The organism is Streptomyces sp. YIM 121038 (assembly GCF_006088715.1).
GTDB lineage: Bacteria > Actinomycetota > Actinomycetes > Streptomycetales > Streptomycetaceae > Streptomyces.
In genome coordinates, this window is record NZ_CP030771.1 from 5,413,846 (window position 1) to 5,440,088 (window position 26,243).

Consider the following 26,243-nt stretch of genomic DNA (forward strand, 5'->3'; position numbering starts at 1 on the left):
GCGGCGGAGCCGCACAAGGACACAGCCCCGCGCCCCTTCGGGGCACTCCGGTACGGTCCCGTGTCGTGACCGATGTGACTGACATGACTCAAGCCGCGTACCTCGCCAGGACCCGTACCTCCTACGACGCCATCGCCGACGTCGTCCACGAGGAGTGGCGCGACGCGCTGGACTCCTGTCCGCTGTCCCGCGCCATGCTCACCGCGTTCGCCGAGCTGGTGAAGGGGGAGGTCGTCGACGTGGGGTGCGGGACGGGCAAGGTGAGCGCGTACCTGGACGGCCTGGGGGTGGCGACGCGGGGGATCGACCTGTCGCCGGGCATGCTGGCGCTCGCCCGCGCCACCTACCCCCACCTGCGGTTCGACGAGGGCTCGATGACCGCGCTCGACCTGCCGGACGGGGCGGCGGGCGGGGTGGTCGCGTGGTACTCGACGATCCATGTGCCGCCGCGCGAACTGCCCGGCGTCTTCGCCGAGTTCCACCGCGTGCTCGCCCCGGGCGCCCCGCTGCTGCTCGGCTTCCAGGTCGGTGACGAACCCCGCCACTACGACGAGGCGTTCGGGCACGCGGTGGACCTCGACTTCCACCGCTGGCGGCCCGAGCGGATCGCGGACCAGCTGGGGGAGGCCGGTCTCGTCCCGACCGGGCAGCTGGTCCGCGAGCCGTACGAGGGGGAGCGGACCCAGCAGGCGTACGTGCTCGCCGCCCGCGAGCCCTACATCCACACCCCGGTCAGGAAGGCGTAGGCGTCGGTCAGCCTGGCCGGGCCCTGCACGAGCTTGCCCTCGCTCACGACGACGAACTCCTCGCCCCTGACGAGGAAGTAGTGCATCTCGTCTTCGACGGAGACGGCGGTGGCGGTGTCGGGGTCCGTCCGGAAGGCGTCCGGCGCGTGCGGCAGGCGGAGTTCACCGGTGGGGCGCAGGGAGCCGTCGGTGACCACGATCGCGTCGCCGGTGAAGAACGCCACCGTCTCGCCCTTGGCGTCGGCGACGGTGGCCGCCTTCACCGGCAGCTGCTCGCGCAGCTCCCGCGGCAGGATCCGCGGCGTGTCGCTCGCCGACCGCTCGGAGAACTCCAGGAGTTCGTCGCGGATGAGGGCCGCGTGGGTGTGGCCGCTGCCCTTGCGCGCGGTCAGGACGTCCTCGTAGTCGGCGCGGAAGCCCCGGGGCGGCCGGGTGAAGTGCTCGCTGATCTTCTTCGGGCCCGCCTCGATGCCGTGGCGCTGCGAGAAGCGGATGAACTCGTCCCCGCGGAAGCCGTCGAACCGCAGGTACGGCGCCTTGGGGTCGGTCACGACCTTCGCCATCGTCTCGAAGACGCCGCCGCCCGCGTCCAGGACGCCCTTGGCGAGTCCCGTCAGACCGCTGAGGGTGGCGCCGATGGGGCCGCCGTGGCCGGAGACGACCGAGGCGGTCAGGGCGTCGAAGCCCTTCGGCTCGCCGCGCGGGGGCACCCGTTCCAGGCGCCACGCCTGTGTGCCGAGGTCCTCGCCGAGGGCCGGATCGGCCTGCTCCAGGGGCGCGTTCGCCTCGTGGCTGCCGCCCTTCACGGCGAGCGCCTTGTCGCTGTAGCCGTTCGTCAGCGTGTACACGTCCTCGTCGAGCTGCCGGGGGCGCCACAGCTGCGAGGCCAGCAGGTCGTCGCGCGACTCCGCGGCGCACTGCTGCACCGCCGCGCCCGCGCGGCCGCGGCCCGCCATGATGTCCATCAAGTACGTGCTGTGCACGTTCCGCAGCGTCCACGCGCCCTCGCGCGCGCTGTGCGGCCGGGCGTGCCACAGCTGGCCGTGCCGCGCCGGGCCTTCGCCGTGCAGGTCCTCCAGTACGACCTTGGCGCTCTGCTTCGCCCCGGCGCCGGGCTGCACGGTCGCGTACATCCCGCTCGCCTCGTTCTTGATGAGGTAGATGCCCTCGGATAACGCTGCCACGTCGGCCTCCTGGTACGTAGGGCTGGTGCGTCGGGCAGGGTGCGTGGGTCAGCCTAGGAGCGGGGGCCGTGATCCCGATACGGCAGGGTTTCGGACGTTATTGACCCTGCAACGAGGCGCCGCCCGTCCCTCGCGGTGCGCCCCGCTGTGCCCATGAGCGCGCTCCGCGCGCGGGCGCCCCTTCCCGATCCGGGGGCTCCGCCCCCGTGCCCCCGTTTGTCGGCGCTCCGCGCCTCGTCCTCAAACGCCGGACGGGCTGGAAGTTCTCGGTGCGGGCCGCAGACGAGATCCGGTCGGCACCGGCAACCATTCAGCCCGTCCGGCGTTTGAGGACGAGCGCGCCAGCGCGATGAAGGGCGGGGTGCCAGGGGCGGCAGCCCATGGTTCGGGAAGGGGCGGGTCTGGGGCGCACCGTGAGGGTCCCGCGTCAGTGGTTCAGGTAGGCCAGCACGGCCAGGACGCGGCGGTTGGCTGTTTCTGAGGGGGGCAGGGCCAGCTTGGTGAAGATGTTGCCGATGTGCTTGGCGACGGCCTTCTCCGTGATGAACAGGGCCTCCGCGATGCCCGCGTTGGACAGGCCCTGGGCCAGGTGCTCCAGGACCTCGCGTTCGCGCGGGGTGAGCGTGCCGAAGGGCTCGTCGCGGGACCTGCCCGTGACGAGCTCGGCCACGACCTCGGGGTCCATCGCGGTGCCGCCGCCCGCGACGCGTTCGATCGTCGCGACGAACTCGGCGCCGTTGGACACCCGTTCCTTCAGGATGTAGCCGACGCCCTCGGAGCCGGTGGTCAGCAACTCGTGGGCGTACAACGGCTCCACGTACTGGGAGAGGAGGAGGACCGGCAGGCCCGGCACCTCGGTGCGGGCGGCGACGGCGGCCCGCAGGCCCTCGTCGGAGAACGTGGGCGGGAGGCGGACGTCCACCACCGCCACGTCGGGCCGCAGCCCGGTGAGCGCGCCGAGCAGGGCGGGGCCGTTGTCCACGGCGGCGACGACCTCGTGGCCGAAGGCCCGCAGGAGGCGGGCGACGCCGTCCCTCAGCAGGAAGTGGTCTTCGGCGAGGACAACGCGCACGGGACCTCCAGGGTCATCAGGGTGGGGCCGCCGGCGGGGCTGCTCACGGCGAGGACGCCGTCGAAGTGGGCGAGGCGGCGCTCGATGCCGCGCAGGCCGGTGCCGCGGCCGGGGTCCGCGCCGCCGTGGCCGTCGTCGGTGACCGTGACCCGCAGGGAGCCGTCCTCGTACCGCAGGTCGATCCAGGCGCGCCCGGCACCGGAGTGCTTGGCGGCGTTGGTGAGCAGCTCGGAGACCGCGAAGTAGACGGCGGACTCGACCGGGGGTTCGGGGCGGGCGGGCAGGTCGGCCGCCACCTCGGTCCGCAACGGGCTGATCATCGCCAGGGAGCGTACGGCATCGGCGAGGCCCCGGTCGGCGAGGACCGGCGGGTGGATGCCCTTGACCAGGTCGCGCAGCTCCTTGAGGGCGGCCGTGGAGGACTGCCGGGCCTCCGCGAGCAGTGCGCGCACGGCGTCGGGGTCGGACGCCAGGCGGTGCTCGGCGGCGTCGAGGGTCATGCCCATCGCGACCAGGCGGGCCTGCGCGCCGTCGTGGAGGTCCCGCTCGATGCGGCGGATCTCGGCCAGCCGCGTGTCGGCGGCGTCGGACCGGGTCGTCCGCAGGTGCTCGACGCGGGCCGCGAGCAGCGCGGCCTCGTCGGGCGCGAGCAGCACGCGCAGATAGCGGGCGTGCCGCCGGACGACGTACGGGCCCGCCCAGAACAGGGCCAGGGGGAAGGCGAGCGCGGCCAGCACGCCCGCGAGGACCGCCGTGGCCGTGTCGTAGACCGGGATGAAGAGGTACCAGAGGCTGCCCCAGTCGTCGGCGAGACGCGGTCCGAACACGGCGGTGCACATCCCCCACACCCCGCTGAGCAGGAACAGCGTCGGCACGAAGGCCAGCACTCCGCCCACGTACGGGTCCACGGTGACCCAGCGCCAGTCCCGGCGGACCTGGCTGCCCCGGTCGAGCAGCTGGGCACGCAGGTCCGCGGCGGTCTCCGCCCTCGCGTACGCCACGGGCACGTCGACGTCCGACCACTCCTTCGCCAGCGCGCGCTGGCGGTCGGCGAGCGCGCGGGTGGCCCGCACGGCGCCGGGGAGCAGCCGCGGGCCGAGCCCGGTGGTGAGCGCGGCGTACACGACGCCGAGCCACAGCGACAGACAGAAGGCGCGCAGGGACAGGCGCCACAGGGTCAGGGAGCGGCGGAAGCCGGTGAGGCCTATGGGGGTCATGGCGGCCATTATCGAAGGCGGGGCGGCCCGGAGTCGGTGGTGAAAACTCCCCTCTTCGGGGCCGGGGCCGGAGCTGGGGCCGGAGCCTCGGCCGGAGCGGGAGCCGGGCTCGCGTCCTCGGCCCGGGCCGGGCTCGCGTCCTCGGCCGGGGCCCCGGCAGCGGTACGGGACCGCTCAGCGCAGCAGCAGCGCGCGGATCGCCTCCGTGACCGTCGCCGGGGACTCCTCCGCCATGAAGTGGCCGCAGGGCACCGTCCGGTGCACGAGGTCCGGCGCCCACGCGCGCCACAGGCCCGCCGCGTCGAAGCCGAGCGCCGCGCCCCAGTCCTGCTGGAGGACCGTCACCGGCATCCGCAGCCGCCGCCCGGCGGCGCGGTCGGCCGCGTCGTGCTCGACGTCCGCGAAGGACGACGCCCGGAAGTCGGCCACGATGGAGGGGACGGCCTCCCGGCACGCCGACAGATACGCGGCCCGTACGTCGGCGGGCAGCGCCCGCGGGTCCTTGGCCCACAGGTCCAGGAAGTGCCCGAAGAACCCGTCCGGGTCCGCCGCGATCATCCGCTCCGGCAGCCCCGGCGGCTGCGCCATCAGATACAGGTGGAAGCCGACGGCCGCGCTCGTGCCGCGCATCACGTCCCACATGTCGAGCGTCGGCACCACGTCCAGGGACGCGAGGTGCGTGACCGCCTCCGGGTGGTCGAGCCCCGCCCGGATCGCCACGAGGGCGCCCCGGTCGTGGCCCGCGAGCGCGAACCGCTCGTGGCCGAGCGCGCGGGCCAGCGCCACGACGTCCGCCGCCATGGTGCGCTTGGCGTACGTCTGTCCGTCGGCGGCCTCGGCCGGTTTGTCGCTGGCGCCGTAGCCGCGCAGGTCGGGGACGATGACGGCGTGGTCGGCCGCGAGGTCCGCCGCCACGTGGCGCCACATGAGGCGGGTCTGCGGGAAGCCGTGCAGGAGGACGACGGCCGGGCTCGCCGGGTCGCCGCCGACGGCCGCGCTCAGGTGGACGCCGTCGGCCACCGGTACGCGGTGCTCGGCGAAGCCTTCGATGCGGGGTCCGGGCCCGGTGGGTGCGTCGTCGCGGTGGGTGTCGGGGGTGCGGGATGTCATGCGGCCAGCGTGCGGGGCGCGAATCAGCACTGGATCAGCGAGGGATCCGGCGAGGGGCCTGGTTCCGGGGCCGTGCCGGTGCGCGCTGAGCCGTCCGGTTCCTGCGGGTACGTTGAAGGGGTGCCGGAGGAGGAAAGGGCGACGTCGGAGGCGGTGCCGGGGTCCGTGCCGGAGGCGGTGCCGGGGTCCGTACCGGGGTCCGGGCCCGACGCCGTGGCGTTCCAGGTGCTCGGGCCGTTCGGCGCCCGTGACGGCCAGGGGCGCGCCCTCGGCCTGAAGGGCCCGCGGCACCGCGCCGTGCTCGCCCGGCTGATCGTCGCCCGGCGCAGGACCGTCCCCGTGAGCTGGCTCGTCGACGACCTGTGGGACGAGCCGCCGCCGACCGCCGTCGGCACGATCCGCACGTTCGTGGGGGCGCTGCGCAAGGCCCTCGAACCGGGGCGGCCCCGGCGGGCGCCCGCCCGCCTCCTGGTGACGGCGGGACCGGGCTACGCGCTGCTCGCCGCGCCGGACGCGGTGGACGCCTGGCGGTTCGAGACGGCCGTACGGGACGCGGGCCGGCTCCTCGACGGCGGCGGCCCGGTGCCCGTGGCCGCGCTCGCCGCCCTGGACGACGCGCTCGCCCTGTGGCGGGGCCCCGCCTACGCCGAGTGGGCCGAGGCCGACTGGGCCCGCGCGGAGGTGGCCCGCCTGGACGGGCTTCGCCTGCTCGCCGTGGAGCGCCGCGCCCGCCTCGCCCTCGCCGTCGGCCGGGCCGCCGAGGCGGTCCTGGACCTGCAGCCCCACGCCGAGGCCCACCCCTGGCGGGAGGAGGCGTGGGAGCTGCTCGCCCTCGCCCTGTACCGGGCGGGACGCCAGGGGGAGGCCCTCGCCGTGCTGCGCCGGGCGCGCGCGACGCTCGCGGAGGAACTGGGCGTGGACCCGGGGGAGGGGCTGCGGCGCACGGAGGCGGAGATCCTGGCGCAGGCGGCGGCCGGGGCGGGGGCCGGGAGGCCCGGGGGAGGACCGGACGCCATGGCTGGCGGCGTTGGGGAGGTGTCGGCTGCGGCCCTGCGGGATGTGACGGCTCCGGCCGTGCGGGATGTGACGGCCCTGGCCCCGGGGGATGCGTCGACCCTGGCCCTGCGGGATGCGTCGGCCCTGGTCGCACGGGACGCGAAGCCCCTGGCTCTGCGGGATGTGACGGCCCTGGTCGCACGGGACGCGTCGGCTGCGGCCCTGCGGGATGCGGCGGCCCTGGTCGCACGGGACGCGAAGGCCCTGGCTCTGCGGGATGTGACGGCCCTGGTCGCACGGGACGCGTCGGCTGCGGCCCTGCGGGATGCGGCGGCCCTGGTCGCACGGGACGCGAAGCCCCTGGCTCTGCGGGATGCGTCGGCCCAGGCCCCACGGGACGCGACGGCCCCGGTCGTGCCGGATGAGGCGGCTCCGGTCCTGCGGGATGCGTCGGCTCCTGTCGCACGGGACGCGACAGCCCCGGTCGCACGGGATGTGACGGCCCCGGTCGCACGGGATGCGTCGGCCCCGGCCCTACGGGACGCGACAGCCCCGGCCCCACGGGACGTGACGGCTCCGGTCGTGCCGGATGCGGCGGCCCCGGCCCCACGGGACGCGACGGCCCAGGCCCTACGCCACGTGACGCCCCCGGACACGCAGGGCGCGACCGCCCCGCGTGCGGCGGACGGTGTCGTCCTGCTCGGCCGGGGCGTCGAGACCGCCGCCCTCGAAGCCGCCGCGCACGCCGCCCTGCGCGCGGGCCGGTTCACCCTCGCCCTGCTCTCCGGCGAGGCGGGCGCGGGAAAGACCGCGCTGGCCGGGGACCTCGCGGGACGCCTCGGCGCGGCGGGCTGGACGACGGCCCGGGGGCGGGTGCCGGAGGGGGCGGCCGCCCCGGCGGGGTGGCCCTGGACGGAGGCCCTGGCGGAACTCGGCCTTCCGGTAGGGGAGTTGGGTGCCGCCCCCGGCGGGCCCGGCGGCGGCGACCCCGTCGCGCTCCGGCTGCGGCGGCGCCGGTGGGTGGGTGACCGGCTCGCCGCCCTGGCCGCGGGCGGCCGGCCGCTGCTGCTCGTCCTCGACGATCTGCACTGGGCCGACGAGGAGTCCCTCGACCTGCTGGCCGGGCTCGCGACGGCGCCGCCCGCCGCGCCCGTGCTCGTCGTCGGAACGTACCGCGACACCGAAGTCCCGCCCCTGCTCGGCGAGTTCCTGGGGCGAGCGGCACGGGCCGAACCGGTGCGGGTGCGCGTGGGCGGGCTCGCCGAGGGCCCCGTACGGGACCTGGTGGCGGCCGTGTCCGGGCGGGACGTCGACGCCGCGACCGCCCGCGCCGTGTGCCGCCGCAGCGGCGGCAACCCCTTCTTCGTCCGCGAACTGGCCCGGCTCTACGCCGCCGACGGCGCCGCGGCCCTCTCCGGGGTGCCCGTCGGCGTACGGGACCTCGTCCGCGCCCGCCTCGGCACGCTCGGGCAGGAGGCACGCACGGTGCTGCGCCTCGCCGCCGTCGTCGGGGCGGAGGCCGACCTGGACCTGCTGTGCGCGCTCGCCGGTGACGAGGAGGTCGTCCTGGACGCGGTGGAGGCGGCGACCTCGGCCGGGTTCCTCGCCGCGTCCGAAGAGGCCGCCGAACAGGTGCGGTTCGCCCACGCGCTGGTCCACGAGACGGTGTACGACGACCTGTCGCGGCCGCGCCGCGCCCGGCTGCACACGGCGGTCGCCGAGACCCTGGAGCGGCTGCGCCCCGACGCCGTCGCCACCGACGACGCTCTCGCCCACCACTACCTCAGCGCGGGCACGCGCGCCACGGCTGCCCGCGCCGTCACCCACGCGAGCCGCGCGGCCCGCCGCGCCGAGGCCGCGGGGGCGCCGCACCGGGCCCGGCGGCTGTGGGGCGCGGCCCTCGACGCGTACGACCGCGGGGCGGCGGAGCGGGACCCCGCCGAGCGCCTCACCCTGCTCATGGGCCTCGTCCGCGGCCTCGCCGTCACCGGCGGCCTCGCTCAGGCCCGGCGGTACCGGGCCGAGGCGCTCGCCGCCGCCGAGGGCGACCCGGCCCTCACGGCACGCGTCATCGGCGCCTTCGACGTGCCCGGCATCTGGGCCCGCAACGACGACGAGGAGCTGTCCCGCCGCGTCGTGGCCGCCGCCCGGCGGGCCCTCGACGCGCTGCCCGACGACGGGACGCGGGCCCGCCGGGTCACCCGCTGCCGCCTCCTGAGCGCCATCGCCATGGAGACGCGCGGGGACACCACGGGGGCGGGCGCCGCCGCGGCCCGCGCGGCGGAGGCGCTCGCGCGGGACCTGGCCACCGGGGCCGGAGCCGGGGCCGGGGCCGACGGTGAACGCCCGGAGCAGGGCGCCGCGTTGCTCGCGTACGCCCTCAACGGGCGCTTCCTGCACACCTTCCACCGCCCCGGACTCGCCCGCGAGCGCGCCCGCATCGGGGCGGAGCTGGTCGCCCTCTCCGCCCGCCACGGGCTCGCCGGCTTCGAGGTCCTCGGCCACCTCATGCTGATCCAGGCGCACGCCGCCCGCGCCGAGTTCGCCCGCGCCGACGCCGCCGCGGCCGCCGCGGACCGGCTCGCCGAGCGGTACGGCCTGCCGCTCGTGGGCGTGTTCACGTCCTGGTACGCCGCCCTGCGCGCCGCCGTCGCCGGGCGCGCGGAGGAGGCGGAGGCCGCGTACCGCACCGCCGCAGGGCGGCTGCGCGGCAGCGGGATGAGCGGCATGCCGGAGGACGAGCTGCTGCGCCTCGCCCTGCGGTGCCTGGGCTTGACGGAAGATGCCGAGGTGCCCGGCGCGGGACAGCTCCTCGACGTGCGGCTGTGCCTGGACGCCCGTGCCGCCGTGCGCTCCGGGGACAGGGCGGCCATGGCGGACGCGTACCGCCGGTTGCTGCCCGCCGGGGACGAGCTGGCGGGCGCGGGCAGCGGCCTCCTCGCGCTCGGGCCCGTCGCCCAGGAGCTCGGGGACCTGGCCGCGGCCCTGGGACGCCCCGCCGCCGCCCACTACCGCACCGCCCTCGCCGTCGCCGAACGCGCCGGGGCCCCGCACTGGGCGGCCATCGCCCGGACCGCGCTCGCGGCGGTGCGAGGATGCGGCGGTGAACTCTGAAGAGACGTACGCGTACGTACGCTTCGAATCGCCGCGGCGCCACGAACGCGGCCACTTCCCCGGCGTGTTCGCCCTCGCCAACGGGCTCGCGCGGGCCGGGCGCCTGACCGAGGCGCAGCAGCGCTTCTGGCGCGCGGGCAACGACTGGTACGACGCCGCGTACCCGACGCCCGACGCGTCCTTCTACGACCCCGAGCGGTACCCCGGCGCCGTCTCCTGGTTCAAGACCACCGCCACCCACCTCATCGAGCGGCTCCCCGGATACCTGGAGCTCCTCGCCGCGCACGGAGTGCCGTGCCGCGAGGTGCGCTCCGCCGATCCGGGTCGGGTGATCTACGAGGACGACGTCCAGGTCGTCGTCGTACCGCACGGCTGAGCCGTCGTACCGCGCGGCTGCGGGTTATGAGGATCCTGTCAGCGCGCGGACGCGGCGACCGGAATCGTGCGGCGGCCACCTATGCTCGGCGCATGTGCGCATTTGTCCTGGTCGCGGAGGACGACGAGAAGCAGGCCGACCTCATCCGCCGCTATCTGGAGCGTGAGGGGCACACCGTCGGCGTGGCCCACGACGGGCGCACCGCCCTGGAGCGGGTCCGGCTGCACGACCCCGACCTGCTGATCCTCGACGTGATGATGCCGGAGATCGACGGGCTCGGCGTGACCCGCGTCCTGCGCGCGGAACCCGCGCCCGGCACCGAGGCGGCCGGGCGCGGCACCGGCACGCTGCCCATCCTCATGCTCACCGCCCGCTCCACCGAGGACGACCTGCTGCTCGGCCTCGACCTCGGCGCCGACGACTACCTCACCAAGCCGTACAGCCCCCGCGAGCTGATGGCCCGCGTCCGCACCCTGCTGCGCCGCGCCAGCGGGGCCGCGCACAGCCCGGCGCCCGAGGCGGACGCGCGGGTGCTGCGCGCGGGCGGCCTCGTCGTGGACGCGCTGCGGCACGAGGTGACCGTGGACGGGCAGCGCGTGGAGTGCACGCCCGGCGAGTTCGAGCTGCTCGCGGCCATGGCGGCGGAGCCGGAGCGGGTGTTCACGCGCCCGCAGCTGCTCGACCGGATCCACGGCTCGTCGGGGTACATATCCGTCCGCACCGTGGACGTCCACATACTGAACCTGCGCAAGAAGATCGAGGCCAGTCCGCGCACCCCGCGCCGTCTCGTCACCGTCTTCGGGGTGGGATACAAGCTCGTCGCGTACCGGGACCCGGGCGCGGCCCCCTCCGGCCGGACGGCTCCGCCGGGCCGGGGCGGCGACGGGGCGGCAGGCCGTCGTGAGGCGTAGGGCCGGGGCCGGGGAGCGCGGGGCGAGGCCGCCGGGCGACGCCCCGGTCCGTACCCGCGTACCGGTGCGCAAGAGCCTGCTCACGCGGCTGCTCGCGGTGTCCGCCCTCGTCTCCGTGCTGTCCATCGCCGCCACCGCCTGGCTCGCCGCGCAGACCACGTCCGGGGCCATCCGGCAGGAACAGGGCCAGGTGCTCGCCGACGACGCGCGGATCTACGACCGGCTCCTCGGCCTCGCCGCGGGCACCCCCAACTGGCGCGGCGCGGGCCGCACGGTGCGCGAGCTCTCCCAGGAGACGGGGCGGCGCATCGCCCTGACCACCCAGGACCGCGAGGTCATCGCCGACTCGGCGGCGGGCGACAAGGGCGGCGTGCCCGGCGCCCGGCTGCCCGCGCGGGCGTCGGCGGTCGTCGACCCGCTGGCCGTGAACTCGACGCTGGCCGCGGGGCGCGACGCCGACACGGCGGTCGGCCTCGGCGGCGACGCCGGCATCGACACCGGCACGGGCGCCGTCGACCGCATCGACCCGCGCGCCGTGGGCCCCTTCCGGCTCCCCGCGAACGAGCGGGCCGACCTGCGCGCCCTCGCGGAGAAGGTCGTCGGGTGCGCCCAGGACGCCGGTACGACGGTGAAGAGCGTGGAGGGGCCGAGCGGCCGCCCGTACCTGGAGATGGCGGGCGAGAACAGCGAATTCATGGAATACCGGTGCGGCGCCATCGCCCTGAACGAGCCGACGGCCACCGAGCGCAAGGCCCTCGACAAGGTCAGCAAGCTGGCCGGCGCGTGCATGCGCCGCAAGGGCACCAAGCCCGTGAAGCTCGGCCTGACCGTGTCGCGCGGCGGCTCCCCCTGGCTGTACGCGACCGAGCCCTCGCGCGGCAGCGTGAAGTCGCCGGTCGGGCCCCCCAAGGAGGCCGCCGCCGGCGGTGTGGTCCCGGCCCCCGCGCCGTCCGTCACCGGGCCCGACTCGGCCGCCCACGACCCCGTCGCCGCGCTCGCCGCCAACTGCGTGGACAGCGCGCGCCGCGAGCAGCTCGGCCCGTACGTCTCCTCGCCCGCGCTGCTCTTCATCACCAGCCCCGACGGCAGCCGCCCCTCCGCGAGCGGCTTCCGGCTCTCCGGCGCCAACACCACGCGGCTCGTCGGGCTCGCCGCGGCCGTGCTCGCCCTGACCGTCGCCGTCACCGCCTTCGCCGCGACCCGGCTCACCCGGCCGCTGCGCGCGCTCACCATGGCCACGCAGCGCATGAAGACCGGCGAGGCCACCGAGCCGGTGCCCGCTCGCTCGGCGGGCGAGATCAGCCAGCTCGCGGCCGCCTTCAACGACATGGCGGCGCACCGCAAAGCCCTGGAGGAGCAGCGCAAGGCCATGGTCAGCGACGTCGCCCACGAGCTGCGTACCCCCCTTTCGAACATCCGGGGGTGGCTGGAGGCCGCCGAGGACGGGGTCGTCGCCACCGACCCCGAGCTCGTCACCTCGCTCCTGGAGGAGGCGCTGCTGCTCCAGCACATCGTCAACGACCTCCAGGACCTCGCCGCCGCCGACGCCGGGACGCTGCGGCTGCACCGGGAGCCCGCCTGCGCCGCCGACCTCGCCGAGCAGGTCGTGGCCGCGCACCAGGCGCGGGCGGACGCCGCGGGCGTACGTCTCCTCGCCCGAGCGGAGGGCGACCCGTGGCTGACCGCCGACCCGCTGCGGCTGCGGCAGGCCATCGGGAACCTCGTCTCCAACGCGGTACGGCACACGCCCGCCGGGGGCAGCGTCACCGTCACCTCCCGGGTCGTCTCCGGGCGGGTGGCCATCGAGGTCGCGGACACGGGGACCGGGATCTCCGCGGCGGATCTTCCGCACGTCTTCGACCGGTTCTGGCGCGCCGACAAGTCGCGTACGCGGGCCACGGGGGGCAGTGGGCTGGGGCTCGCCATCGTCCGTGACCTGGTGCGGGCGCACGGCGGTACGGTCTCCGCCGCCAGCACCCCCGGCCGGGGCACCACCTTCACCCTCCACTTCCCCATCACCTGACCCCACCCCGCCCCACCGCTACCACGGCGGTCTCTCCCACCCACCCACCCGTTCCTGCCCCGGCGACCGGGCCGGGCCCCGTCCTAGCGGCTTTCCCGCCGCCGTCCCCCCCCCCCAAAAAAAAGGGGGGGCGGGTGGGTGGGGAAAACCAGCCAGTGAGCGGCAGGCGACACCACCGGGTAGGCCGCGAGCACACGCAGCGTGCGGACGAGTGCGGCAGTGCGGCCCATCAAGCCCGTCCGGCGATTGAGGACAAGCGCGTTAGCGCGGTGGTTTGACCTGGGCCGGTGGCGGAGCCCGTCCGGCGATTGAGGACGAGCGCGTTAGCGCGGGGCGTTGAGCCGGGGCCAAGGGGGGAGGGGAGGAGCTGGGGCGGCTGCGCTGCCGGGAGGGGGGGCTCGGCCCCGGCGTGCGGGGCCGGGGCGGCCCAGGTTTGGGCGGACCCGGCCGCGGCGGCGACACTCCCCCGAGCCACGCGCCAAGCGCATGCACCGTCGGGGCCAGGTCCGATGCAGGGATCAGATCAGGCCTCGCCAACAGATGGCTAACATGTGCCCAACGGCCCCCGTTTTGGCGTGGCCGTGACAGCCAACGGGGGCTGCGGGCACTGGGGGAGTAGGGCACGCATGGCAGGCGAGCTGCGGTTCGGGCTCCTCGGCGTGCCCGCCGTGTACGACGCCGCGGGCGAACCCCGCCCGCTCCGCAGCCCCAAGGCCCGCGCCCTGCTGACCGCGCTGCTGCTCGCACCGGGCCGCGCGGTCTCCGCCGACGCGCTCACCCAGGCGCTGTGGGGCGACGCGCCGCCCGCCTCCGCCCGCGCCTCGCTGCAGAACCACGTCACCCGGCTGCGCCGCCTCCTCGACGACCCGGCCCGGCTGCACGCCGTACCGCCGGGCTACCGGCTGCTCGTGGCCGACGGCGAACTCGACGTCCGCGTCTTCGAACGGCACGCCGCCGCGGCCCGCGCGGCCCATGCCGCCCGCGACTGGGACACCGCCGAGGCCGCGGCCGCGGCGGCCCTGTGCCTGTGGCGCGGCGCCCCGCTCTCCGGGCTCTCCACGACCACCGCGGGTGACGCCCTGGTCCAGCGCCTGGAGGAGGCCCGCCTGCTCGTCCTGGAGTGGCGCTACGACGCGGCCCTGGAGCGCGCCCCCGAGCGGGGGGCCGAACTCGCGGCCCTCGTGCCGGAGTTGGCGTCCCTCGTCACCGAACATCCGCTCCGCGAGGCGTTCCACCGCCAGCTCATGCTCCTGCTGCACCGCACCGGCCGCCAGGCGGAGGCCCTGGCCGTGCACCGCGCACTGCGCCGCAGGCTGGTCGAGGAGCTCGGCGTCGAGCCGGGCGACGGCGTCCGCGCGGCCCACCGGGAGATCCTCAGCAGCCCCGGAGCCCCCGCCACCCCCACCGCCCCCGCCGCGCGGCCGGCCCGCGCCGTCCTCGCCGGGGGCCGCCCCACCACGTCGCCACCGGGCCGCGCGCCCCGCCCCGCCCAGCTCCCGCCCGCGCCCTCGCACTTCACCGGCCGCGAGGACACGGCCCGTGAGCTGCGCGAACGGCTCACGGACGGCGGTGCGGGCGCCCCGCCCGTGGTGGTGCTCTCGGGCATGGCGGGCGTGGGCAAGAGCGCTCTCGCCCTGCACGTCGCGCACGGCCTGCGGGAGCGCTTCCCCGACGGCCAGCTCTACGTCAACCTGCACGGCGCCACCCCCGGCGTCGCCCCGCTCACCCCGGGCCAGGCCCTCGCCGCGCTGCTCCGCGACCTCGGCGCCGAGGCCCGGCACGCCTCCGACGACCCGGACGCGGCGGCCGCGCTGCTGCGCTCGCTCCTCGCCCCCACCCGTACGCTCCTCGTCCTCGACGGAGCCGCGAGCGCCGCGCAGGTACGGCCGCTGCTGCCCGGCGGCGCGGGCTGCGGCACCCTCGTGACCAGCCGCTCCCCGCTCACCGCGCTCGACGGCGCCGCCCGCTTCCCGCTGCCCCCGCTGTCCGCCGAGGCCAGCACCGCGCTGCTGCGCGCCGCGTCGGGGCGGGACGACCTCGGCGCGGGGCACCCGCTGGTGCGGCTCACGGGCCGCCTCCCGCTCGCGCTGCGGATCGTCGCAGCCCGGCTCGCCGCCCGCCGCGCGCTCACCCCGGACGCCCTCGCGGGCCTCCTGACGGACTGCGAGGGCCGCCTCCGGCACCTGGAGTACGACGACTTGAGCGTGCGGCGCTCCCTCGACGTCGCCCTGGAGGCACTGCGCACCTCCGACCGCGAGAGCGACCGCGACGCCGCCCGCGCCCTCGGCGTCATCGGCGCGCTCGACCTGCCCGCGTACGGCGCGCCGCTCCTCGCCCGGCTGCTCGGCGCGCCGCGCTGGCGCGCCCAGGCCGCCCTGGACCGCCTCGTCGACGTCGCCCTCCTCGAAGAGACCGCGTACGGCCGCTACGCCCCGCACGACCTCGTACGGGACTTCGCCCGCGCCCACCGCGAGCCCCGCCCCGCGGACGCCGTCGGCACGACGGCCCTGCGCTGGTACGGCGACACCGCCCGCGCGGCGCTGCTCGCGATCGCCCCGGAGAGCCGGGACCGCGAGGACCGCCTCGCCGTCCCCGCGCCCGACGACCCGGCGCCCGCCGCCTCCGCGCCCGACGGCCCGGAGGGCTTCGGCTCCCTCGACGCCGCGTTCGCCTGGGCCGACGAGGAGCTGGACAACGTCGTCGCCCTCGCCGAACGGCACACCGGCGACGCCTCCGGGCTCGTACCGGCCCTGGTGCGGCACCTCTTCCCGTACCTCCAGCGCCGCGGCCGCCTCACCGAGTGGGGCACCCTCGCCGCGATCGCCGTTGACACCGCGCGGCTGCACGGCGACCCGGCCGTGACGGCGCAGGCCCTCACCGACCTCGCGGGCCACCGCTTCATGACGGGCCGCGCGGGCGAGGCCCTGGCCCTGAACGACGAGGCGCTCGCCCTGTGGCGCGGCATCGGCCGCGCGTCCTGCGTGCGCCGCGGCCTGAACCACCGGGGCCTGCTGCTCGACGGCCTCGGCCGCCGCGCGGAGGCCGTGGACGCCCTGACCCGGGCCCTGGACCTCGCCCGCTCCCTGGACGACCCGCTGAGCGAGGCCATCACGTTCAGCCACCTCGGCAACCTCTACGAGCACAGCGACGCCCGGCTCGCCATCGTCCACCACGAGCGCAGCCTCGCCATCGGCGAACGCATCGGCCACGCCGTCGTCCGCCAGTCCGCGCACTGCAACATCGGCTACGCCCACCTCGCCCTCGGCGAACCGGCCGCCGCCCTCGGCCACTTCGAGGTCAGCCTGCGCGTGCACGGCGAGTACGAGGACTGGCACGGCGAGTCCCACACCCGCCTCGGCCTGGTCCGCGCCCTGCGCGCCCTCGGCCGTACCGCGGAGGCGGACCGCGCCTGCGCCCTCCTCCTGGAGCGCGCCGCCCACCGCGGCGACACCCACATGAGCGGCCTGGCCCGCCACCAGCACGGCCTCCTCCTGCACGCCCAGGGCCACCCCCACCAGGCCCAGGAGCAGTGGCGCTCGGCCCTCACCGCCCTGGAGTCCCTGGACGGGGTGAGCCCGAAAGTGGTGGCCGAGCTGCGCGAGCTCACGGGCGGAGCATCGAGCCCGTCCGGCGTTTGAGGACGAGCGCGCAGCGCGAAAAGGAGGCCCGGTCCGAAGCGTGGCCGCACGCGTCACTTGGCATCGGCGTAGCACCGTACGACCCGAGTGGTGAAGGGAAACCGCACCGGGGTCTCGCCGAACGCGATCCGCCCCGCCAGGTCCCCGGCCTCCCGCACGGCCGCCGCGACCTCCTCCGCCTCCTCGGCCGGGCAGTGCACGATCACCTCGTCGTGCTGGAAGAAGACCAGCTCGGCGCGGAGGTGCGCGGTGGCCCCGCGCAGCGCGGCGAGCATGAGCAGGGCCCATTCGGAGGCGCTGCCCTGCACCACGAAGTTCCGTGTGAAGCGGCCGCGGGCACGGGCGTTGGTGGAGGCGTACCCGGGGGTGAAACCGCCCTCCCGGGGGGTGTCATCGGGCTCGGCGGCGGCGTCCTCCTGCGGCAGGCCCGCCTCGCCGAGGGCGTCCTCGCCCGAGCCGGCCGCGGGCGGGCTGGTCCGGCCCAGCCAGGTCCGGACGAGACGGCCCTCCTCGCCCGCGCGCGCCGCGTCGTCGACGTACGCGACGGCCTGCGGGAAGCGGCGGCGCAGCGCCGCCAGGTTCTTCAGGCCGTCGCCGGAGGTCTGGCCGTAGACCGCGCCGAGCAGCGCCAGCTTGGCGTGCTCGCGGTCGCCGGAGAACGCCCGGTCCGACAGGCGCGTGTACAGGTCGTCGGGGCTGCCCGCCACGTCCATCAGGCCCCGGTCGCGCGAGATGGCGGCAAGCACGCGCGGCTCCAGCTGGTCGGCGTCGGCGACGACGAGCCGCCAGCCCGGGTCCGCGACCACCGCGCGGCGGATGACCTTGGGGATCTGCAGGGCGCCGCCGCCGTTCGTGGTCCAGCGGCCGGTGACGGTGCCGCCCGGCGTGTACTCGGGGCGGAAGCGGCCGTCGCGCACCCAGTCCTGGAGCCAGGACCAGCCGTGGGCGGTCCACACGCGGTACAGCGACTTGTACTCCAGGAGCGGGCGCACGGCGGGGTGGTCGATCTCCTCCAGCTCCCAGCGCCGGGTCGAGCGGACCTTGACACCCGCCCGCGCGAACGCCTTGACCACGTCCGCGGGCAGGTCCGGGCGGACCCGGTGCCCGAAGGCCGCCGACACCTCGTCGGCCAGCTCGGCCAGGCGCCGGGGCTCGCCCCCGCCGCCGTACCGCTCGCCGAGCAGCTCGGTGAGGACCTCGCGGTGGACGTCCGCGCGCCACGGCAGCCCGGCCCCGTTCATCTCCGCGGCCACGAGCATGCCCGCCGACTCGGCGGCCGTGAGCAGCCGCATCCGCCCCGGGTGCGCGGTCGCCGCATGCCGCCGGAGCTGCTCCGCGTACACCTCCAGGAGGGCGTCGAAGGGCAGCGGCGCGGACGCGGACGGTTCGAAGAGGGAGTCCTGCGCGCCGGGCACCGCGGCGCGGGGCGGGGGGTCCGGGGGCACGGGTCTTCGTCTGCCGCGCGCCCAGGCGGCCGCCGCCGAACGGGGCTCGCCGAGCCGCCCCTCGTGCCCGAGCAGCAGCGCCTCCGCGGCCTCCACGTCATAGCAGCGCTCGACCCGGACGCCCGCCGCGAGCAGCCGGGGATAGACGTCGGCGGTGGACCGCCACACCCAGCGTCCGACATCGGGGCGCCGCCGCACCGCCCCGGCGAGGTCGTCCTCCCGCACGGCGGGCCCGACGGGCAGCCCGTCGTCCCCGAGCCGTGCCACGAGCACCCCCGGCCCGTCCTCCGCGATGGCCCACCGTTGCGCTTCCACGCCTCGACGATCGCACCCGCCACTGACAATCGGGCCCCGGACCTGGGCGGCCGCCCGGCCGCACCCCGCATGGCCCACCCCGCGTGCCGCCCCCGGCCGCCCCTGCCACGCTCGGTGCCATGCGCGTCGCCCTGGCCCAGACCGACTGCGTGCTCGGCGAGGTGGACGAGAACCTGGAGGTCGCCCGCGAGTGCGTGGCCCAGGCACGGGCCCAGTCCGCCGACCTCGTGGTCTTCCCCGAACTGAGCCTGCACGGCTACCACCTGGGCGCCCTGAAGCGGGACACCTCGCTGCCCGCCGACGACCCGCGCCTGCTCGGCCTGTCCCTGCTCGGCCCGGACGTCCTGGTGGGCCTGCACGAGCACACCAGCCTGCGCGCGTACAACACGTCGGGCTACTACGCGGCGGGCGCCCTGCGGCACGCGCACCGCAAGCTGTACCTGCCGAACTACCTGGCCTGGGAGGAGCGCAAGCACGTCAGCCCGGGCCAGCATCTGCGCGCCTACGACCTGCCCGGCGGCCACGGTCGCGCGGCCACCCTGATCTGCAACGACGCCTGGCAGCCGGTGCTTCCGTGGCTCGCGGTGCAGGACGGCGCCGAGGTCATCGTCGTCCCCACGAACAGCGCGGCGAGCCTCGACCCGGAGGCGATGGACACGGGCCTGTACTGGGACACCCTGCTGTCGTACACGGCCCGCATGCTCCAGTGCTGGGTGGTGTTCGTGAACCGCGTCGGCAACGAGAACGGGGCCACGTTCTGGGGCGGTTCACGGGTCGTGGACCCGCGCGGCACGGTGGTCGCGCAGGCACCCAAGTGGGAGCCGGGCCTGGTCACCGTCGACATCGACCTGCACGAGGCCCGGCGCCAGCGCCGCGCGGTCCCCCTCGTGGCGGAGGCCCGCCTCGGGCTCGTCGACCGCGAGGTCCGCCGCCTCATCGACGAGGGCGGCGACTCCTAGGCAGGGGCCCCGCGGTCATCGCCGCTCCGCGCCCCGTCCTCGAACACCGGAAGGGCTGAAATCCTCCGGCTCGGGCCGTGGGCAGCGGCCCGCCCGGCGTTCGGGCCTTTCCACTGCGGGCAGCCGCCGTCCGCCCGCTGTGGGCAGGTGCCCCGCGGCGATTCAGCCGTCCGGGGCCCGGGTCACCCGCCACGCCCCCGCCACCCCCGTCACCACGGCCACCACCCCGCACACCCCCGCGCACCAGCCCATCGCCGACCAGGGAACCACCACCCCCAGGGGCCCGGGGCCCGGCACCGAAAGGCGCGCGAGGGCCAGCGCGAGGCCGCCCAGGCCGACGGCGGTCACCGCCAGGCCGAGCACCGTGCCCACCGCCACCGCGAGCGCCGCCTCCCCGGCCGCGACGAGCCGCAGCTGGACGGGCGTCGCCCCCGCCAGGCGCAGGGACCGCAGCTCGGGGGCACGTACCGGCGCGGTCATCAGCAGCGTGGAGACCAGGGAGATCGCCGCGTACGTGAGGCAGAGCCCGAGCAGCACGAGCAGCCCGAGCCGGGTCTGGCGCCGCATCCCCGGGTACGTGGCGGCGAGCCAGTCGTCGACCGGCCGCACCTCGCCGCCGCTCGCGCGCAGCGCCCGTGCCACGGCGGCGCGGTCGGCCCCGGCCCCGAGCCGGACGTCGAGGCGGTCCACGGGGGCGGCCGCCGCGTTCGCGGCGGTCACGTACGCGCCGTTGTCGCCGGTGCCGCGCGCGAGGACCGCCACGATCCGCAGCCGGGCCCGCCGCCCGTCGCCGAGCCACACCGGCACCCGCTCGCCGACGCGGTGCCGCTGCCACTCCTCGTCGACGACGATCGAACGGTCGTCGAGGTCGCGCACGTCGCCCGCCACCACCGGCAGCCGGGACACCGCCGCGAACGCCGCCGGGTCGGCCACCGCCCGCGCCCCGGCCCTGACCACCGCCGAGCCGTCGTCCTCGGGCACGAACACGGCGGTGGCGGCGGACGCCGCGACGACGGCGCCCGCGACCGGGCCCACGGGCCGCAGCCCCGCACCGGTGACGACGAGGTCGGCGGCGGTGCGCTGCCGGGCCTCCGCCGCCTTCGCCGCGCCGACCGTCCCCGCCGAGCCGAACAGACAGCCCGCCAGCGCGACCGTGACGAGGACGGGCGCGGCGACGGCGGCCGTGCGGCGCACCCCTGCACCGCAGTTGGCGCGGACGATCCGGGCGAGGGCGGCCGCCCGGCGGACCCGCCCGCTCCGCGCGGCGGCGGGACAGGGGAAGAGGGCCACGACGCGCCGTACGAGCAGCGGCGCGAGCGCGGCGACCGCCGTGGCGAGGAGCATCGGCAAGGTGGTGTACGTCTTGCGCTTGAGCAGGTCCGCGGGGTCCGACCACAGCGTCCACAGGAGCAGCCCGAGCGCCCCCGTGAGCAGCGCGGCGCCCGCGGCGCGGCGGCCCGGCGGCAGCACCACGGTGTCGAGCGACGCCTCGCGCAGCGCCTCCACGGGGCTGACCCGGGCCGCGCGCCGCGCCGCGCTCCAGGACCCCGCCAGAGCGACGAGCAGCCCGGTCCAGAAGGCGAGTTGGTACGGCCACCAGGTCCAGCGCGGGCCTTCGGTCACCGCGAACCACGGCGGTGCGACCTCCGCGTCCACCAGGGCCCGCGCGAGGTGCGGGGCGCCCCAGGCCCCGAGCCCGCAGCCGGTGGCGGCGGCCAGGGCCCCGACCACCAGGGCCTCGCCGAGCAGCCAGCGCCGCACCTGGCCCCGGCTCGCCCCGGCCGCCCGCAGCAGCCCCAGCTCACGGCGGCGCAGCGCCACCACGAACGCGCACGTGGACGCGGTCACGAACGCCGAGACGAACACGGCGACGCCGCCCGCCGTGCCGAGGAACGCGTTCACGGCCACCAGCGCCCGCCCGTCCCGCTCCGCGCCCGGGTCGACGCGGGCGCGGTCCGCGCCGGTGAGCACCCGGGCCCCGGTGCGGGACGCGGCGACGGCGGCCCGCACCGCGCCGACCGGCGCGCTCACGCCGACGGCGTCCGGCCCGCCGCTGACCCGCACCGGGCCGAGCCGCCGCAGGTCCGCGAGCAGTTCCCTGTCCACAGGGTGTGGATGAGTGAGCCGCTGGTCGACGCGCTCGGTCCGCGGCCCCCGCCGCACCGGCACGCTCAGCGTGTCCCGCCCCGCCACGACCACGGGCGACCCCGCGAACCGCCGCGGCTCCCGCTCCGCGCCCCCCGCGCTCGCGGCGAGCCCCACCCCCATCGCGGCGGTCAGGGCCACCCCGAGGGCGACGGCGACGAAGGCCCCGAGGAACCCGGCCCAGCGAGCACGGAGCGAAGCAAAGATCATGCCCCAAGCGAACCGCCCCCGGCCTCCCGCCTCACGCCCCCTGGCGGGCGGATCGGAGGTAGGGCCAGACCTACCCTTAGGGGTATGGACTCGGTGATCGACAAGGCGTTCGCGGCGGCCCTGTACGCGCACACGCCCCCTTACGGAACCACCGGGCCCGACGACGGCACGGACGGACGCGGCCGCCGGGGGCGGCGCGGCCGTGGCCCCGCCGCCGCGCGCCACGTCGACGACGCCCTCGACACCGCCGCCTCCCTGCTCGCCGCCGCCCCCTCCGCCGACGCCGAAGTGGCCCGCCGAGGCGAGGAGTTCGTCCGCCGCGCCTGGGAGCGCGGCTGGCAGCCCGCCGACGTCGTCCGGCTCGTGCGCCGCGACCTCGACGAGGACCACGTACGCCTCGCCGCCGAGCTGATCCGCGCCGAGAACCGCCGCTACGCCCCCGAGGAGCTGCCCGCCCGCTGGCCGGGCCAGCTCGCCGACCTCGACGCGCTCGCCCCGTGGCGCGCCCCGGACCGCTTCACGCGCGCCACCGCCCTGCTCACCCTCTACCGCCTCCTCCTGCGCCTGCCCGCCATCGAGCCGGTCGGCCCGCCCCCGGGCGCCCGCGGCCCGCTCGCCGCCCCGCCCGCGCACGGCGAGCCGCGCGCCCTGACCCGGATCCGCGCCCTGCTCGCCAAGGCCGAGGCCACCACGTACCCGGAGGAGGCCGAGGCCCTGACCGCGAAGGCGCAGGAGCTGACGGCCCGGTACAGCGTCGACGAGGCGCTGCTCGCCGCGCGCACGCACGCCACCGGCACGCCCGGCGCCTGCCGCGTCGGCGTCGACGCCCCGTACGAGACCGCGAAGGCGATCCTCCTCGACGCCGTCGCCACCGCGAACCGCTGCCGCGCCGTGTGGAACGAGGCCTTCGCCTTCTCCACCGTCGTCGGCTTCGAACCCGACCTGGACGTCGTCGCGTTGCTGTACGCCTCCCTCCTGGTCCAGGGCACGGCGGCCATGACCACCGCCGAGGCGGGCCAGCGCGCGGGCGGCCGCAACCGCACCAAGACCTTCCGCCAGGCCTTCTGGATGGCGTACGCCCACCGCGTCGGCGCCCGCCTGGAGGCCGCGGCCGCGCCCGTCACGCACGAGGCCGGGGACGGCGCGCTGCTCCCGGTGCTCGCGGCCCGGGACGTCTCCGTCACCGACCGCACGGAGCGGATGTTCCCCGAGACCACCACGACCCGCGTACGGGGCGTGCACGACGGCGCGGGCTGGGCCGAGGGCGCGGCCGCGGCGGCGGGCGCTAACCTTCACGCACGTGTGAGGCTTCCGGACACCCCTGCGGACGAGAGGGACTGACATGCGCATCGGAGAACTGGCGGAACGCACCGACACGTCCCGCCGACTGCTGCGCTACTACGAGGAACAGGGCCTGATCGTCGCCGATCGGACCCCCAACGGCTACCGCGACTACGACGAGTTCTACGTCGACCGCGTCCTGCAGATCCGCGGCCTCCTGGAGGCCGGGCTGCCCACCCGCATCATCAAGCAGATCCTGCCCTGCCTGAACAAGCCCCGGATCATCCACTTCCCCGACGCGACGCCGGAGATGCTCGCCACCCTGGAGCACGAACGCGACCGCATGACGGAACGCGTCGAATGCCTGACCCGCAACCGGGACGCGATCGCGGAATACCTGGCAGCGGTAACCCAAACCCGGGCCGAACAGCCGGCCTGACCCCATCCCCGCCCCGGGGCCGCCCCGCCCTGTGGCCGCCCCCCGCCCTGTGGGCGGCTGGTCCGCCCAGGGGGCGGAACGGGCGGGCACAGGGGCGGAGCGCCGCCGCCACCTGCTTCCCGCCTTGACCCGCACCACAGCGCCCCCTTCCCGAGCCCACCCCCAAAACCCCCAAACCCCTGCGTACCATCACGGAGTGACCTGGTGGCGAGCCCTGAGACAGACCGCCCACACGGGCCTGTCCGTGGAGCGCCGCCGCCTGGAACCCCTCGTGGCCCTCCGCGGAGCCACCGGCCTCGCCCTCGTCATCGGCGCGAGCCTCACCCTCTTCGGCCCCGCCGTCGCCGCCAGCTCCGCGTTCGGCGCGTACCAGGCGGCCATCGCCACCTTCCAGCGCAGCTGGCGCCCGCGCCCCGAGCTCGCCATCGCCTCCGGCACGAGCCTCGCCGTCTCCACCTTCCTCGGCTACGTGACGGGCTCCCACCAGCCGCTGTTCCTCGCCCTGCTCGCCCTGTGGACCTTCCTCGCGGGCCTGAGCTGGGCCGCGGGCCCCACGATCGGCCTCATCGCCACGTCCAACGTCGCGATCATGCTGGTGACCATCACCCTCCCCACCTCGATCGCGGCGGCCGCGGGCCACGCGGCGATGATGGTCGTCGGCGGCCTCGTCCAGGCGGCCCTGGTGGTCGTCTTCCCCGTACGCCGCTGGGGCGCCCACCGCGACGCCCTGGCCGACGCCCTGGCCGCGGAGGCCGACTACGCCCGCCGCCTGCGCCACGACCCGGCGGCCCCCTTCGACCCGGTCCCGCTGATGGCGGCCCGCGACGCCGCGACGATCACTCCGCGCCAGGCCCGCACCCGCCCCGCCGAGCTCCACGGCGCCCGTGGCCTCGCCGAACGCATCCGACCGGTGCTCGCCTCGCTCGCCGACCCGGCGATGGGCGTCCCCGAGGAGGGCCCCGAACGGGCCCGCGCCCGGGAACTCCTCGCCGCCGCGGCCGACATCCTCGACGCCGCCGCCCGAGCCATCCGCCACGGCACCCCCGTCCGCCTCCCGGCCCCGGCCGTCGCCGCCTTCCGGACCCCCGACACGGGCGCCATCCTCCAGGGCCCGCCCCACCGGGCGGCGACCCGTCTGGGAGCCCTGCTCAAGGACGTGGTGGAAGTGGCGGGCGGCCGCGCGGGCGCTGCCGCCGTGCCCGAGGCGCCGGGCGGCCGTGACACCAGGGCGACCGCCAAGAACCTCCTCCGCCCGGGCCTGGCCGCCCTGGCCCCCGCGGCGGCCAGGGCCATGCGCACGGAACTGCGCAAGCGCGACTCCCCCGTCACCCGCCACGCCCTCCGCGTCACCACGGTCACCGCCGTCGGCTACGCGCTGGGCACCCACCTCCCCCTGGGCCACGCCTACTGGGCCCCCATGGCCTCGGTCATGGTGATGCGCCCGGACTTCTCCCAGACGTACTCCCGCGCCGTCGCCCGCTTCGCGGGCACCCTCGTCGGCGTGGCCCTGGCCACCGGCCTGGTCCAGCTCACCCACCCCGGCGTCCGCCTCTCCGCCGTCCTCGCCGTCGCGTCCGCGGGACTCATGTACCTGCTGATGCGCACGGGCCAGTTCGCCGCCCAGGCCTGCGTCGCCGCGTACGTGGTGTTCCTGCTCGGCATGGGCGGCGAGGAGTGGACGCAGACGGTCCCGGAGCGCGTCTTCCTGACGCTGCTCGGCGGCGCCCTCGCGATGCTCGCGTACGCCTGCTACCCGGCCTGGGAGACCCCGCGCCTGCGCACCCGCCTCGCGGACTGGCTGGCGGCGGACGGCCGGTACGCCGCCGCCGTCGTCGGCCACTACGCCGAACCCGCGGGCAAGTCCTGCCCGGACGTCCGCGAGGCCCTGCTCGCCGCCCGCGACGCCCGCGTCGCCTGGCAGGAGGCGGCCGAGCGCGCCCAGCGGGAGCCCGTGCGCCACCGCGGCCTGTCCCGCGCCGCCGCCCAGGACGCCGAGCTGGCCCTGGTGCAGATCGGCCGCGTCGCCATGCTGATGGAGGCGCACCTGCCGGAGCGCGGCGCGCCCCCGGTCCCGGCCGCCGCCCGCTTCGCCGACGCCCTGCGCACCGCGACCGCCCAGGGCGCGCGGGCCGTGCGCGAGCGCCGCGTCCCCGACTGGGGCCCGGTGCGCGAGGCCCTGGACGCCTGGGACGGCGAGGGCGTCCCGGACCGCGTCGTGCGCCGCGGCGCGGGCCTGCTCCTCCAGGCCCTCGACGACCTCTCCGACGCCCTGGACACCGCGCCCCCGCCGATGCTGGTGGACGGTACGGACAGCGGCGGCGGGCGCTGAGCGGTCTTGTGCAAGTGTGGTGCGGTTCGGCAGCGCCCCGAAGGGGCGCGGGGAACTGCGCGATCAGCCACGACGGTCCCGCAGGCGGTCGACGGCCTATCGGGGCAATTCCAGCGAAGCGCTTGGCGGCCGGGCTACCAGGAGGACTTGCGCACGCCGGGCAGGAATCCGGCGTGCGCCTGCTCCCGCAGCCGCACCCGGGAGAGCCCGAACGCCCGCACGTACCCGCGCGGCCGCCCGTCCACGCTGTCGCGGTTGCGGACGCGCGTGGCGCTGGCGTCGCGCGGCTGGCGCGCCAGTTCCCGCCGGGCCGCGAGCCGTTCGGCGTCCGGCGTGGACGGGCTGCGCAGCAGCTCCTTCAACTCGGCCCGCCGCGCGGCGTACCGGGCGACGACCGCGCGCCGCTCCTCGTTCTTCGCGACCTTGCTCTTCTTGGCCATCAGACCTTCACCCCGCGCGCCCGGATCCTGGCGACGGCGGCCTCGACGCCGATCACGTCGACGGTCTTGATGCCCCTGGCGCTGAGCCGCAGGCGCACGTACCGGCTCTCGCTCGGCAGCCAGTAGCGCTTGCTCTGGACGTTCGGGTCGAAGCGGCGCGACGTGCGCCGGTGGGAGTGGGAGACGTTCTTGCCGAAGCCGGGCTTCGCGCCGGTCAGCTGGCAGTGGGCGGACAAGGTGACGCACCTCTCGTTCGGTCGCGGTCCCGGCCATTTGGAAACGGGAACCATTTT

At 76.8% G+C, this 26,243-nt stretch carries 18 protein-coding genes and 1 pseudogene; 11 read left to right on the top strand and 8 right to left on the bottom strand.

Going from position 1 to position 26,243, the window contains the following annotated elements; all coding sequences use genetic code 11:
• Window positions 1–65: 65 nt before the first annotated feature.
• Window positions 66–746: a methyltransferase domain-containing protein gene (locus tag C9F11_RS23095; RefSeq protein WP_346347337.1), complete on the top strand. Its 681-nt coding sequence runs from the start codon at window positions 66–68 to the stop codon at window positions 744–746.
• On the opposite strand, the gene C9F11_RS23100 is transcribed toward C9F11_RS23095, so the two are convergent.
• The 4 genes from C9F11_RS23100 to C9F11_RS23115 all read right to left on the bottom strand — a co-directional run bounded on the left by C9F11_RS23100 (window position 716) and on the right by C9F11_RS23115 (window position 5,329).
• On the bottom strand, window positions 716–1,930 hold the full coding sequence (locus C9F11_RS23100; RefSeq protein WP_138961063.1) for an RICIN domain-containing protein: 1,215 nt from the start codon (window positions 1,928–1,930) through the stop codon (window positions 716–718). The genes C9F11_RS23095 and C9F11_RS23100 overlap by 31 nt on opposite strands.
• Window positions 1,931–2,357: 427 nt before the next feature.
• Complete coding sequence (locus C9F11_RS23105; protein ID WP_138961064.1) at window positions 2,358–3,002, bottom strand: response regulator transcription factor; 645 nt, start codon at window positions 3,000–3,002, stop codon at window positions 2,358–2,360.
• Window positions 2,966–4,219: a histidine kinase gene (locus C9F11_RS23110; protein WP_249401848.1), complete on the bottom strand. Its 1,254-nt coding sequence runs from the start codon at window positions 4,217–4,219 to the stop codon at window positions 2,966–2,968. The genes C9F11_RS23105 and C9F11_RS23110 overlap by 37 nt, the downstream gene beginning before the upstream one ends.
• Window positions 4,220–4,393: 174 nt before the next feature.
• Complete coding sequence (locus C9F11_RS23115; protein WP_138961066.1) at window positions 4,394–5,329, bottom strand: alpha/beta hydrolase; 936 nt, start codon at window positions 5,327–5,329, stop codon at window positions 4,394–4,396.
• A gap of 213 nt (window positions 5,330–5,542) precedes the next feature.
• Between C9F11_RS23115 and C9F11_RS48765 the strand changes: the two are divergent.
• The 6 genes and pseudogenes from C9F11_RS48765 to C9F11_RS23140 all read left to right on the top strand — a co-directional run.
• Window positions 5,543–6,295 (top strand): annotated as a pseudogene (locus C9F11_RS48765) (BTAD domain-containing putative transcriptional regulator); the annotation flags it as partial.
• A 48-nt stretch (window positions 6,296–6,343) separates the two neighbouring features.
• Complete coding sequence (locus C9F11_RS23120) at window positions 6,344–9,439, top strand: ATP-binding protein (protein ID WP_249402216.1); 3,096 nt, start codon at window positions 6,344–6,346, stop codon at window positions 9,437–9,439.
• Window positions 9,429–9,815: a hypothetical protein gene (locus C9F11_RS23125; protein WP_138961068.1), complete on the top strand. Its 387-nt coding sequence runs from the start codon at window positions 9,429–9,431 to the stop codon at window positions 9,813–9,815. Before C9F11_RS23120 ends, C9F11_RS23125 begins: the two co-directional genes overlap by 11 nt.
• Window positions 9,816–9,907: 92 nt before the next feature.
• Entirely contained in the window at window positions 9,908–10,726 is an 819-nt protein-coding gene (locus C9F11_RS23130; RefSeq protein WP_138961069.1) for a response regulator transcription factor, read from the top strand.
• Window positions 10,727–10,790: 64 nt separating this feature from the next.
• Window positions 10,791–12,749, top strand: a complete 1,959-nt coding sequence (locus C9F11_RS23135; RefSeq protein WP_249401849.1) for a HAMP domain-containing sensor histidine kinase — start codon at window positions 10,791–10,793, stop codon at window positions 12,747–12,749.
• A 626-nt stretch (window positions 12,750–13,375) separates the two neighbouring features.
• Window positions 13,376–16,387, top strand: a complete 3,012-nt coding sequence (locus C9F11_RS23140; RefSeq protein WP_138961071.1) for a BTAD domain-containing putative transcriptional regulator — start codon at window positions 13,376–13,378, stop codon at window positions 16,385–16,387.
• A gap of 53 nt (window positions 16,388–16,440) precedes the next feature.
• Here the strand turns inward: C9F11_RS23140 and C9F11_RS23145 are convergent, their stop codons facing one another.
• Window positions 16,441–18,147: a bifunctional 3'-5' exonuclease/DNA polymerase gene (locus C9F11_RS23145; RefSeq protein ID WP_138961072.1), complete on the bottom strand. Its 1,707-nt coding sequence runs from the start codon at window positions 18,145–18,147 to the stop codon at window positions 16,441–16,443.
• Window positions 18,148–18,266: 119 nt separating this feature from the next.
• Here C9F11_RS23145 and C9F11_RS23150 point away from each other — a divergent pair, with 119 nt between their 5' ends.
• Window positions 18,267–19,106, top strand: coding sequence for a nitrilase-related carbon-nitrogen hydrolase (locus C9F11_RS23150; RefSeq protein WP_138961073.1), 840 nt, complete (start codon window positions 18,267–18,269; stop codon window positions 19,104–19,106).
• Window positions 19,107–19,268: 162 nt separating this feature from the next.
• On the opposite strand, the gene C9F11_RS23155 is transcribed toward C9F11_RS23150, so the two are convergent.
• Window positions 19,269–21,461: an FtsX-like permease family protein gene (locus C9F11_RS23155; RefSeq protein ID WP_138961074.1), complete on the bottom strand. Its 2,193-nt coding sequence runs from the start codon at window positions 21,459–21,461 to the stop codon at window positions 19,269–19,271.
• 84 nt (window positions 21,462–21,545) lie between these two features.
• Here C9F11_RS23155 and C9F11_RS23160 point away from each other — a divergent pair, with 84 nt between their 5' ends.
• From C9F11_RS23160 to C9F11_RS23170, 3 genes are all read left to right on the top strand, one after another.
• Entirely contained in the window at window positions 21,546–22,802 is a 1,257-nt protein-coding gene (locus C9F11_RS23160; RefSeq protein ID WP_138961075.1) for a DUF2786 domain-containing protein, read from the top strand.
• 1 nt (window position 22,803) lies between these two features.
• A complete protein-coding gene (locus C9F11_RS23165; RefSeq protein ID WP_138961076.1) occupies window positions 22,804–23,181 on the top strand; it encodes a MerR family transcriptional regulator in 378 nt (125 codons plus the stop codon).
• Window positions 23,182–23,377: 196 nt separating this feature from the next.
• Window positions 23,378–25,510, top strand: a complete 2,133-nt coding sequence (locus C9F11_RS23170; protein ID WP_138961077.1) for an FUSC family protein — start codon at window positions 23,378–23,380, stop codon at window positions 25,508–25,510.
• A 134-nt stretch (window positions 25,511–25,644) separates the two neighbouring features.
• Here the strand turns inward: C9F11_RS23170 and rpsN are convergent, their stop codons facing one another.
• Window positions 25,645–25,950: a 30S ribosomal protein S14 gene (gene rpsN / locus C9F11_RS23175; protein ID WP_138961078.1), complete on the bottom strand. Its 306-nt coding sequence runs from the start codon at window positions 25,948–25,950 to the stop codon at window positions 25,645–25,647.
• The gene (gene rpmB, locus C9F11_RS23180) at window positions 25,950–26,186 is read right to left on the bottom strand and encodes a 50S ribosomal protein L28 (protein ID WP_138961079.1); all 237 of its coding nucleotides are present in this window, start codon (window positions 26,184–26,186) and stop codon (window positions 25,950–25,952) included. The genes rpsN and rpmB overlap by 1 nt, the downstream gene beginning before the upstream one ends.
• Between the last annotated feature and the right edge of the window lie 57 nt (window positions 26,187–26,243).